Source organism: Flavobacterium sp. UBA7682, from assembly GCF_002482945.1.
Lineage (GTDB): Bacteria > Bacteroidota > Bacteroidia > Flavobacteriales > Flavobacteriaceae > Flavobacterium.
In genome coordinates this window covers 143,442-155,354 of record NZ_DLGY01000044.1, presented here as the reverse complement: position 1 = coordinate 155,354, position 11,913 = coordinate 143,442, and the positions used below count along the sequence as shown (strand labels likewise).

The 11,913-nt window shown below is 33.5% G+C and carries 6 protein-coding genes; 1 reads left to right on the top strand and 5 read right to left on the bottom strand.

Annotated elements, in window-relative coordinates; all coding sequences use genetic code 11:
- Positions 1–23 precede the first annotated feature (23 nt).
- The 5 genes from B3C16_RS12900 to B3C16_RS12880 are packed head-to-tail and all read right to left on the bottom strand — an operon-like array spanning position 24 to position 9,889.
- A complete protein-coding gene (locus B3C16_RS12900; RefSeq protein WP_291132381.1) occupies positions 24–197 on the bottom strand; it encodes a T9SS type B sorting domain-containing protein in 174 nt (57 codons plus the stop codon).
- Positions 198–205: 8 nt separating this feature from the next.
- A complete protein-coding gene (locus tag B3C16_RS12895; protein ID WP_291132378.1) occupies positions 206–613 on the bottom strand; it encodes a hypothetical protein in 408 nt (135 codons plus the stop codon).
- On the bottom strand, positions 610–4,809 hold the full coding sequence (locus tag B3C16_RS12890) for a DUF6443 domain-containing protein (protein ID WP_291132375.1): 4,200 nt from the start codon (positions 4,807–4,809) through the stop codon (positions 610–612). Before B3C16_RS12890 ends, B3C16_RS12895 begins: the two co-directional genes overlap by 4 nt.
- A gap of 5 nt (positions 4,810–4,814) precedes the next feature.
- On the bottom strand, positions 4,815–8,225 hold the full coding sequence (locus B3C16_RS12885) for a hypothetical protein (RefSeq protein ID WP_291132372.1): 3,411 nt from the start codon (positions 8,223–8,225) through the stop codon (positions 4,815–4,817).
- 14 nt (positions 8,226–8,239) lie between these two features.
- Positions 8,240–9,889 (bottom strand): T9SS type A sorting domain-containing protein, encoded by a 1,650-nt coding sequence (locus tag B3C16_RS12880; protein WP_291132369.1) that lies wholly within the window; start codon positions 9,887–9,889, stop codon positions 8,240–8,242.
- A gap of 722 nt (positions 9,890–10,611) precedes the next feature.
- Here B3C16_RS12880 and B3C16_RS12875 point away from each other — a divergent pair.
- Positions 10,612–11,670: an IS110 family transposase gene (locus B3C16_RS12875; protein ID WP_291132366.1), complete on the top strand. Its 1,059-nt coding sequence runs from the start codon at positions 10,612–10,614 to the stop codon at positions 11,668–11,670.
- Positions 11,671–11,913 lie beyond the last annotated feature (243 nt).

The window sequence follows — 11,913 nt, the reverse complement described above, 5'->3', positions numbered from 1 at the left end:
ACAGTATTGCATTATAAAAATTTCTACCTCAACAAAGAAAAATGACCTTTAAATTCTTTACCGTCTTGTCTTTTTACAACAAACCAATAATCATCCGCAAATAACAGTTTACCATTTAAAGTACCATCCCATCCAAAATCTAAGCCTTTAAAAATGATTATTAATTTACCATAGCGGTTAATGATGCAAAATTCCAACTATCTATTTAATCTAATATTTCTCTGGTAAATACATCCGATTGAAATAAAATAACCTTATTATTAAACTTCCAGCATTTTAACAAGTGATTATATTCACTAGAATCTTTTGATTTAAGAGCATTAGTATAAATTGTATCATTTTTATAAACGAAGGCAAAATTGTAAATCGAATTATCTATCGGTTCATCAACTCCTTTTAATTTAACTAGCTCCTTAATTCGAATAAATTCATTTTTATATTCAATGCCGATTAGTCTTTCAACTTTATTAAAATCTTTTATTTTAAACTTGGCAAGAGAGGTATCAATACTATTACCACCGTATTTGAAGTTATTGTATTGATTCACAATAATTCTATCAGCACAGGAAGATAAAACTGAAATTATCATAAGGAAGATTACTAACTTTTTCATTCTCTAATTGTTGTGTTTATAGCTGGACTTGCAACAGTCTTATAATATATTCCATAGTTTGACCTTTTATCATCTCCTATTTTACTTAATACTTGATTTGTCATAGTAGTAATATAAGCTTCTTCTCCATTATCAAAGCTCAAATCAAATCCCTCATGCAATATTTTACCTTGAGTTTTGATATCTGCCCATCTGGTTTTTGAATTTTTATTATCAAATCTCCATGTGTATTCATGCATTAACTCATGAGCAAAACTGCCTATAGGTGAAACCCATCCTAAATTTTCAGGGACATAGGGCAATTTCACATCCATGACAAAAAAACCTGCTCTATCACCTCTGAATAAAATGCGATCATTTTTACTTTCATCTTTATTCCTCAAAAATTCAAATGGACTTTTATTAGGATCGCTAGGTCCTTCAATTATCTCAACATCATGTTTTGTGTCATTAATTAGAGCGTCTAAAACGTTTACAGTTGTTGCTGTATCCCCTTCACCAAAAGTTATATTCATTGCGCCAGAACTATAAAGATAATCTAATGCAACATAAACATCCCTCTCAAATCCTTCAGCATATTGACTATAATCTCTATCTTCTTGATAAGAATAGGCCTTATTTCCTATCATTATTCTATTTCCATCTGGATCGATAAAATAAACTGGATTATTGATTGCATAAATATAAGGAGAAACCGGATAAAATTTTTCCGCCAATGCATCAATATTCATCCATCTCCCAATTGCTGGATCATAATTCCTTGCTGTATAGTCGTAAAGGTTAAGTGCCAATTCATCTTGATATTCTTTCCCATTGTATTTAAATTTAAAATCAACTGCCTGACTACTATCCCCATTGTATCCATTGTGCTCCAATCCAAACGGATAATAATTATTTTCTTTCATGATTGAACTTGTATAATAGGTAATACAATTACCACCTCCACCACTACAATCTATAATTTCTTCAGATGGTTCTGCAACCCCATCCTTATCCAAATCAGCATAACTCAACCTTATGTTACCTAGGTGATCAATAAAATTAAATACATAATTATACTTACTGGATGTTTTCGTCACATATCCTTCGGCATGAGGAAAAAACTGTAATACATCGTTGACATATTGAAATCCTGATAAATACTTTGTTGTTGTTACAATATTAGGCGCTCCGTTCTGAGTAACAATTTTTTCCATTTTTTTCCCTTCAGCATCATAAAGATATTCTATTGTCCCTAATGTTCCAAATGTTATTTTAGTAGGTAAACTCAATTGATTATAGTCTATATCTGTAATGCCCTTATTATCGTCTCGGGTCATATTCCCAAAAATATCGTAGCCATACTCATCTACAGTATTAGCACTATCTACAAAACCACTGGCAGGATTACCATTAAAGCCATCTTGCACACTTTTAAGAAGATTCGAACTATTACCGTTAGCATAGTTGTAAGTCAGGTCATCAATCTGAAAAGCAGGCAATGATATACTATTATCTCCATTCCGATGCAGTTTTAAAATGTTACCATTCTTATCATACTCTACACTTTCATTATAAAAATCAGGCTCCGGTAATGTACTGCCAGGTTGCAGGAATACCGCATTTTTAAGCCTGTTCAGATTATCATAAAAGTAACCATACTTTTTAAGTCCGTTACCATTTGCTGTTATCCAATGAGTTTCCGATATATTTCCATTAAATAATTCATTGCCTGCATAAGTGCCATGATTTTCAACTTCATTATAATTTATCCTAAAGGCAAACAGGTCATTCTCAGCTGTATCGAGATTCAAATAATGGGTAATAGGATCAGGAACATCATCATTAATGCCTTTCAACCATCCCCTAATATTATATTTGTAATCTACTTTCTGCAATCCATTATAATTAATTACATCTGTACCACCAACATTCTTACTAATTAATTGCCCCCAAACATCATAAGTATTCTTCGCTATCAACTGAATTACTCCATTGTTTATCTTTTGCGTATGAGCAAGAATCTTTCCTTGATTAGTATAAGTATAATAATCTCTAATAGTAACACCAGTTTCACTATTGATTCTTTTGTGCAAGGTCACTGTGTAGGATGGCTTTCCTTCAAAATCCAGTTTACTGTCAGTTTGGGTATATCCTCCAGGACTGTTTTCATGGTTTCTTAACACACTCCGTATCGCACGAGATTTGTTGTCGTAAAAATCATAACTAAGTGTATTCCTGTAAGAACCTGTAGTTTTTGTTGCTCTGAGCCACTTTCCTGTTACCAAGCCTTTAGGCTTATTAGTACTGTTATTATAAAAAACCACATCATTTTCAACCGTAGTGGGCACTCCCGGTGCTCCTGTATAACTATAGTCATCATAATAAACTACAGACAATAAATGATATCCTGAAACTGGTTTACTTACATAGGTATAGCTATGGGCTATATTTCCTATATTATCCGCAACTGTTGTTGCTCCAGGTGCTATCCTACTCTCATTAAAATTGGAAGTCTGGTTATCTCTTTCTAATTGTTTGTCGTTTCTTACCAAACTACTAATTGTTGAGCCTGATGAAATCCAACCCGTGATAACAGCTCTGTTGAAAAGATCATACTTGGTAATTATCCAGCCATTATCAGTCCTGTCACTAAATGGTGGATTTGTAGGACCTGTCATCACAACTCTGTCTAGCTTATCATAAACTAAATACTCCCATGTTTTTCCTGGTAGTTTTTTTTCAGCTAAACGGTTCCTTGCATCATATTTATACTGATAACAAAGTTCATCCAGAACAGTCTGCGTTATTACTCCATCTGCCTTTGGTGGCAATACATAAGTCAGATTGCCGTAAATATCATAAACATAATAAGTATCATGTGCTACTTCTGTATCAAGAATAACTCCATTAATGTCTTTATAATCTGAATATGTTCGCTTTAAAACAACCTGATTACTTTTATTTTTAAACTCTTCAATAGTATTGTTTTTGCCACTTACCCAATTCTCATCTTTAGTGACTGTCTTATACAGCATATTTTCAGGATAAAAAACACTTCCTGAACCATTAACGAATGTAGTCTCATATATACGATTACTAATCGACCAGTCAGCTATTACTTTAAATTGTTTTACTTCATTAGCAATATTGGTTTTATAGTCTAGTCTCACTTCGTGTCCTTGTCCCAATGCCCAGTCATTTCCCGGTGCTGCCTGCTTAAGTAAATGATTTAGAGGCGAAGCTTCGAACTGCTTTTCACTATAAGGATTAGTATCGCCATATTGGGTCTGGTATTGGGCAACAAGACTTGGGATAAGTGTAGTCCCCTCTAAAAAAGACATATTGTCTTGTGAAGACACAAAAGGTAGGTACTCCTTAGACTGCCTTCCAAATTCATCATATTCTATATAAGTAATCATATCTTTTCCATTGGCAGATTGTGCATTATCAATCTTTTCCATGGGCCTCCCCAATCCATCATAATAGACTACTTGTTGGTACGCATCAAGAATTGTCGGATTACTTATAGAAGCAGCTGTGGACACTCTGTAAGTTTTAGCCCTAATATAATTATAGTTAGATGAAGATGTGTTCGTAACTTGGTTACAATCTGTAAGGGATCCATAAACAGCAGGGCACAAGTCTGAATTGTCTAAAACATAATTTCCATCAGGTTGATAACATTGTACAACACCACTTGCAGGATCTCCAAATCCATCAAGGTCATCATCAAGATACCATACAGTAGTTTGATCCAAAATTTGTCCATTAGAATCTACACAATTCAGATTTATGCTAATACTAATATAACAACTGGTTAACGATATTGGTGTTCCGTTGGAATAAATAACTAAATTATTATTTTGAATCTTTATAAAATATCCAGTAGAACTAGGTATCCCGTTTGAAAACAAAATTGTGCCAATTTCCATATTTGGTAGTGTAGGGCTAATTCCAAAATTCAAGATTGGTGAAGATGTTTTTAACTGCACGCCGTTTGACCATCCTCCTCCAAAAGCAACAGTTAAAACATTATTGTATATTGTAGCTGAACCATAAATATTACCACTACCTGTTGCTGTTAGGTTTGAAGCAGTTAATGTAAACGAGACATTAGGGTAGATTGGTGGGGCTGTTGCTCCATACAAATTAATTTTACCTAAAATAGTTGTTGCAATAAATAATAATGCAAAAAAATAAAATTTTCTTTTCATGATATTTAATTTTGAGGTAAATAGTGGTACTCATGCTCAGATAAAATCTTTTGATCTCTATCTTTTACTGTCTTTAATTGACCAAAAGCATCATATTCATAAAAAACAAAAGCACCATTTGGATTTGTAATCTTAGTTACACCAATAAGTTTCTCCGTTTCATATAAAGTAACCATAGCATTAGGAAGATTTCCTTGAAGAAAACCGACTGAATTTGCCAGCTGATAGGTACTGTTTTCAGCTTTGGCAAGAATAATTGATTGCATGCTATCCCACTTAAAGGCAATTGGAGCTCCGTTTTCCATAGTATACTGCAGAACATTCCCTTTACTATCATAAGAATCAAAGGATATCTTTCTCTCTTCTGGGGCATTACCTTTGGAAGCATAAATTGATTTTGGCATTAACAAATTACCAAAAACATCATAATCAGTTCTTGTAGTTGAAAGCAACGATGTCCCATTAAATTGCTTTGTTGTAAGTACTACTCCTGTCATATGATTGTTTATTAACGATTGATTAACCATAACGGGGGTATCTGTCGGATAAAAATATTGAGTAATCAGTTCTTCGTTATTACTATTCAACTTGGTAATATTCTTAATATTCCCAAAAGTATTATAGGTATAATTTTCAGTTTCTGATACAAAATCATTTCCAAAGTAATTCCTTGTAGTAATTGACTCTAGTTTATACCAAGTCGAAATTATGGGATAAGTAATCAGCATGTAATCCCTAATTGCACCACCATCCGCAGTGCAATAAGAAGCAAAACCAGATAAAAGATGTATGTTTATTGTACCATAAAAATATTTATTTTGACGATTTACATATAAATCCAGATAGTTATAGATTTTTTTATATTTTAAATTACCCGCAGCATCATAAATATCATCATAAAGCGGTAGTCCATTCAAAGGTTCAACAATAGTCGGTGCATCTCTGTAATTTAAGTTCTCAAAATTCCTAAAGTTAAAGACTTTTTTACCATTGTTTCCTGAAGCATTGCCCAGTTCTTTTTCTTCAACCGTTCCATAACCTAGAGTTTTACCGCTATTTTGAATTAATCCATCTGAAGAAATAAAAATAGGATTGGTCATACTTACATTCTGAACAGGCTGTCCATTAGTAAAAAATGGAGGCGCACTAGCACAAAATGAGTCCTTTGAAGTCATTGGCCTGAAACGATTTAATAATTTTCCATTTGAATAGTTAACAACTTTATCGCTGATTAAAACACCTTTCTCAGAAAAGTTTTTGATTGCCTTTATCCTAACACCAGCTCCATAACTTATGGAAGTATTTATACCAGTATCATCATAAAAGCGAAAATTAGCTTTAATGGCAGCAATGTGGTAAGTATCATTTGAATAACTAAGGGTATTTATTACATCAACAGCATAATAAACACTTATGTCAGGATCATAGTCAATTCTAAAACTCTCATCCCAATTGTGGTAGTGATCTGTTTCGAATTGTGCAGTTAATACGCCTAGATCATTAGCCTGCCACTCTTTTATTATAGTAGTTTGACTTTGCCCTGAAGGTAATACTTTAACTTTTGAAAAGATAATTTTAGAACCACTAAAAGCGTTTAATGGATATACAGGAGCGTTAGGATTATTAATAGTTTGTGGAGAATAACCATCATTCATACTATTATGAAAAGTAACGGTCGTGGTCTTGCTCAATACAAATTTTTTTTGATAGTTTACTTGTTGGTTCCCTTGCCCATGGTTGTCCAAGGCAAATTGTTTCTTGGCAATGCTTTCCTGTACTTTTGTGGGTACAAACTGATTTTCAAAGGTATTGGACTCATAGGTAAATTTTGTAGACCCACCTGTTGGATATACTATTTTATTTAACATATAGGTGCCTACGGTCGAAGGATTCACATATCGATTTCCGGACACATAATTATTGTATTGAAATGGTAGATGGTGGTAAATCATATGTACCTCACCATTTTGGGTATAAAAATAATTTTGCATATAGTCTATATCATGCTCAAAATCAAAATATTCAAGATTTGGCAATAATGATGTGTTATTCTCTCCATTAAAATAACCCCAAAAATCTTTGGAACAAGAGGTTTTTAAGGGCATGCTAACATTCAAATCATATTCAAACTTATACGCAGGTTTTGTTAAAACCTCGGTACCTGCGTCATATCCAATTTCTTTTAAGGAATCTAGTTTTAGTCTTTTTCCAAGTGATGCTATGTCAGCAATTGGCTGACTAACAGTGCCCGGGACACCTAAAGATTGATTATATGGAAAATAGCTATAATTAAATGCAAAGGATCGAATCTTTTTATTGGTAGCAGGAGAATTAAATTTAGAATAAATATCAATTTTTTGCAACCTTTTGGGGCTAACTGCTCCGGGAATACTTATGCCAATTAGATCTTCCCTGTCTTCTAGTACAAAATCTATGACTGCATCTTTAGTTGAGATTTGTGTTAGAACTTTAGACGTACTCTGAATTAGAGTTTCCTTTAAACCTAAATTTGCATTTTCGTTCGAGCAATTTTGAACAATATACCTGCTCTCACTATATGATCTACTACTTACGGAAACAGTTGTATAAGAAAAATCTACACGCTGCCCGTTAAAGAAATTGATTGATCCTAATCTAAATGTCCTTCCTGCTTTGTTACCTACATCAACTGATGAATTGTAGTTGTATGCATTTTCTACAACATTAAAATGAAAAATATTGCCGTCTTGAGTTGTTGCTGTAAAAGAATCGCCAATGTGTTCAAAAAAGATTTCCTCTTTTTTATCAATCTGTTCAATCTGTTTGGTTTCAAAATTTATATAGAATTGACCTGAATATCCTGCAAAGCTAAAATTGTAAATATCAGGCTGACTTCCTCCTGCTTCAATGCTATTCCTTAAGGCGTAATCAGCAGTGGAGTATGGCACCTCTTGAAAAGCCTGATAAAATGGTAATTCATCAGCTTGAGCACCACAAAAACGCCACATTAGTTTGTATAATCCAGCTGGGCCATTCGCTAAGATTTTACTTTTTAAATATTCATATCCCTCTGGCTGGGTTGGATAATAAAAAGGATCTTCGTCATCCCTTTGCCCTTTTACTTCCTGCACAATAGCACCTCCCGGAGTCAAATCCCAACCTAGCCCAACCCAAGTCGCTTCATCTGATACCCGTATTCCCGAAGAATTATATCTTAGTTCAATAGGTATCTCTAAGCCACCTTCCTTAATTGTATATATTGGTATAGAAATATTTGCTGTTCCTGTATAGTACCCAACCGGAATATCTCCAAACCTTTGAAACAACGCAGCTTCTGGCGATGAGGGTATATTAGTTATTTTGGGTGCAAAAGTTGATATAGTCTGAGCTGAGACCATATAAATGTTAATAATAAAAATTAAAACTATTTTTTTCATAAGTGCAGGTTTTTCTAATTTCTGGTTCTTTGTTTAATAACTTTAACTCCACTATTCTGAATATCGGTTGAAATATTCACTATATAAATGCCTTCAGGCAGACCAGTTAAATCTATCGGTATGGTTCGGTCAGTAATTTTAAATTGTTGTAAAACATGTCCGGATATATCAACTAGTGTTGCCGTTCCTTTTGTATACTCATACCCAACAATTATATTAGTGTAATCCATCGCGGGATTAGGAATAGCCTCAACAGGTTTGGCTGGCGGTTTAATTTTTTGTTTGTCTTTAAGTTTTACTACCCAAAAGTCGTTACTTCCTTTTCCGCTACTTTTATTTCCTGTTGCTTTTACTCTTCCATCAACAGTTTGTATCGTTTTGCTTGTTCCCGCCATTAGATAACCTCCATCCCTAACTTCAATAACCTTTACCAAAACATCTTGTCCATCACTCCCAACTTCCTTACGCCATAATTCCTCTCCTTTTTCACTTATCTTTATAGCCACATAATCTCCAGTCCCTTTCTTCACCACGCCAACATCTTCTTGCCTTTTTCCTCTTAATTCTTTCTTTTTGAAAGGTTCTCCTTGTCCATAACCACCTAATAAAATAGTCATATCATCATTTTCTACTAACGATGTCAACACATCCACTTTAGATATATTATAAGTTTCTTGCCATAATATTTCAAGTTTCTTGTCAATAGATACGACCCAAAAATCAATGCCGCTTTCATTACCTTTACTTTTACTTTCGCTACTTTCAGAACTAGAACTTCCTCCTAGAATATAATTCCCTTCACTTGTTTGACATACAACAGATAGCTGATCATCACTAGTACCGCCAATCCCTTTTTGCCATTCTAACTTTCCTTTATCATCCAGTTTAACTATCCAGTAATCACCTTGTCCTAATCCTCTCTCTGTTTTATTCCCACTCTCAGGAGAGTTGGAACTTCCTCCAAGAATGTAGCCTCCATCTTCGGTCAAAGCAACACTACGTAACTCATCATTATAAATTCCACCGAAAGTATTTTGCCATACAATAGTCCCTTTACCATCAATTTTAACAACCCAGTAATCAAGACCTCCAAAATTTTTAGCCTTCTTATCTCCTGAAAGGCCAGAACTTGAGGAGCCTGCTAGTATAAAACCTCCGTCAAGTGTTTTTAAAGCAGTACTTAGTTCATCTTGACCCGAGCCACCAATAGTTCTCTGCCATTCTTCAACTCCTGCAGCATTCAACTTTATAATCCAGAAATCATTGCCTCCATTTGCTTTTCCTTTCTTATCTAGACCTTCACTAGATTGAGATGATCCAGCCAAAAGAAACCCACCATCGTTGGTTAAAAGTACACTACGAAGAACATCCTGACCCTTACCTCCAAAACTTCTTTGCCAATCTAAATCACCTTTCTCATCCATCTTCCAAACCCAGTAATCCAAATCACCCCGGTTATCTTCAGTCTTATTTCCTGTCTTTTTAGACAATGAACTTCCCGCAAGCAGAAAACCATAATCCGGAGTTGGAACAACATCAAATAAATAATCTGCATGCTTTCCTCCATAACTTTTTTCCCAAAGTATATCTTGGGCTTTAAGTGAATTAGTACACAGAATAAGCATCCCAATAACACCAACTTGTTGCAAAATTTGTTTTTTCATAAATCAGGGTATAATATTACATTGTCCATAAACCGCCAATGCAAATAACAGCATAGCAAAGCCTATCGAATATTTCGTTAAACACAATCTATTACAGAAAAAATCTGTATAAAAATTTAAATGTAATAACCCGTTTGGACGATTATTAAAGTCAGCAATTGGACCTGACCAAATATTTTTCTGATGTGGTATCTCAGATACGGGTAAATAAAACCCGGAAGTGGTATTTTGGTTTTATTTAATACGAATGTATATAAAAATTTGTAAGAAAAAAATATTTTGTAAACTATTTGACGTTAATTATTCCCAAAATGCATATTCAAACTCAAAAAAAGTAAGCTAAAGAATTTAAAAAATAACCAACTGAGTACCAAAGTCATGAAAACAATTCTTATTCAACCGTCTCCTTGCTTACGTAAAAATTACCGTCACAGTTTTTAGAAAAAACACGTACACTGCGTGACTCATATCTTTGCTAACAGATAATAAAAATATCTTTGTAAAAAGATAAAATGAAAACTATAGCTGGCTCTCGATTTCGTGACTAAATACGTTTTAACGATATTGTGCGCAAGGAATATCCAGCTTTAGTTCTTCTTCCAGAGTTTGAACAGTACTTAAAGATGTTTAGAATACTAGGCAATCTTGTATAAAATATGAGTAAAAACGGTTGAAGTAGTTTTCATTTTTAATAGTTATGTTTCACTTTAATCCCACTAGCAATGGCAGAACAACTTATTAAGTATGTGGTAGGTATTGATCTATCTAAAGACAAATTTGACGTTTGTTTTTGTGAAATAGCAATCAATCAACAGGTTAAAATTAAAGCAAGTCGTCAATTTTCTAATAATCTTAAAGGATTCAAAGAATTTGAAATATGGCTACAAAAACAACAAAAGCTAAAACTATCATTAGTGTTAGCAATGGAAGCAACAGGTATTTATTATGAAAAATTAGCATTTTTCCTTTACAAAAAAGCTTTTTCAATATCTGTTATACTTCCAAACAAGGCAAAAAAATATATGCAGGCTTTGGGATTAAAATCAAAAAATGATAAAATTGATGCCAAAGGATTGGCTAGAATGACTGCAGAACAAAAGCTTGATCTGTGGCAGCCTATGGGGGATTATTTTTATAAACTGAGACAGCTAACTAGGCATCACGAACAACTTCAAGCATCGAAAACAATTTTTAGAAATCAACTACACGCTCTTGAAAATGGTGCCTTTGAAGTTAAAGAAGTTATTAAACATCAAAACAAGCTTATTAATTTAATAGACAAACAACTAAAAGAAAATTTAATTACTATACAAAAACACATTAACAGTAATAGTGAGGTTTTACAAAAAGTTGAAAATATTTGTAAAATCAAAGGTATTGGAATGTTATCGGTTGCTACTGTTTTGGGGGAAACTAATGGATTTGAATTGTTTAAAAACATCAAACAACTTGTTAGCTTTACTGGATATGACATAGTAGAAAATCAATCTGGAAAACATGTTGGAAAAAGCAAAATATCTAAAAAAGGGAATAGTCATATTAGACGGATATTACACATGCCGGCTTTTAGCGTTATAACTTATAATCAAAAGCCATTTATTGATCTATTTAATAGAGTGCATCAAAAGACAGCTATCAAAATGAAAGGTTATGTTGCCGTTCAAAAAAAACTATTAATTTATATCTATACGCTTTGGAAAAAAAATGAGTCTTTTCAATTACAACAAAATAAAATTTCCGTTAATGATGAGCTTAATCCTTCCTCTATGTTTGTTTCTTAGGTAAACATTGAGTCAAAATAATAAAAAAAGTAGTCCCGATAAAACCAGGACTACACTAGATAAACTTCCAAGCAAAGAATTGCCTGAAGCCTTCTTTATTCAAATACAAAAATAATTAAAAAGTCATTAAAAAATATTTGCTTTTTAAGACAGTACCTTGCGCCGGACCTGCCCACGACATCGGCGAGCTCCTTTAAAGACAAATAAATACGCCGTGAGCAAATTTTTCCTCCCAAGCTTAGT